We start from the raw sequence: 1,085 nt of genomic DNA on the forward strand, positions 1-1,085 counted from the left end.
AGCGCGAGCCCCTCTGGCTGGGATACGACACAACCCCACTCGACGGCTTCCGCGAAGTCGGCTTAGAGGATCTCTCGTGGTTCCAGCACATGACCGTGTTCGGAACCACCGGGAAGGGGAAGTCAACGATGCTCAACATCTTCATGAACCAGATTGCCCGGAAGGGCTACGGGTTCGTGTTCATCGACCCGAAGGGTGACACCGTCGACGACTTGATCACCCAGCTCCCCGACCACCGCATGGACGACATCGTGTGGATTGAACCAGGGAGTGAGGACTTCGAGCAGGTGGCTGGCATCAACTTCCTCGATCCCGGGGCGACGGAGACACAGAAAGAGTTCGACCGCGAGGTGGAGTCCATCATCGACGACCTGCGAGCCGTCCTCCGTGGTGGCGAATACTGGGGGCCGAAGATGGAGGGGATCACCATGAACATCGCCCGGGCGATGATCAGCTCTCGCCGCCAGTTCACGCTCGTCGATATGTACTACGTACTCGCTGACAACGAGAGCCGGATGAAGTTCGCCAACGTCGTCTCCCAGGAGGGGATGGACTTCATCCACGAGTACACGACGAAAATCGCAGAGATGGATGAAGAGGAGATCGACCCCGTACTCCGTCGGATTCAGGACTGGGTCGAAGACCCCATCTCGCGGGGCATTGTCGCCCACCGGAAGGGGACCATCAACATCTCCGACGCCGTCGAGGAGGGCAAGATCATTCTCGTGCGGAACACGCTCCGCTCCGAAGAGATCCGGAAAGTCGTCTCTACGGGTATCATGCGGCGCGTGTGGGCAACCATCCGTAAGCGCGAGAAGATGGAAGAGGCCGACCGGGAGCCGTTCTTCGCGATCATGGACGAGTTTGACGACATCGCGTCGGAGAACATGTCCCTCGACAAGATGCTCTCGAAGGCCCGCTCTGGGAAGATGAGCGTCACGACCTGTCTCCAGAATCCATCCCAGCTCAGGGAGTTCGCGCCACAGACGCTCAAGCAGTTGTTCGGGAACGTCAACACCATGTTCTCGTTCGGGGTCAAGGAGGCGGAGGACGCTCGGCTCATCGCCAAGCGGTTCGATGACGAC

General features: G+C 59.7%; 1 protein-coding gene. It reads left to right on the forward strand.

Going from position 1 to position 1,085, the window contains the following annotated elements; translation table 11 throughout:
* Positions 1 to 1,085 (forward strand): type IV secretory system conjugative DNA transfer family protein (locus EXE42_RS15770; RefSeq protein WP_137706938.1); only part of this gene is annotated, 1,085 nt, incomplete at both ends.

Source organism: Halorubrum sp. SP3 (assembly GCF_005435195.1).
GTDB classification, from domain to species: domain Archaea; phylum Halobacteriota; class Halobacteria; order Halobacteriales; family Haloferacaceae; genus Halorubrum; species Halorubrum sodomense.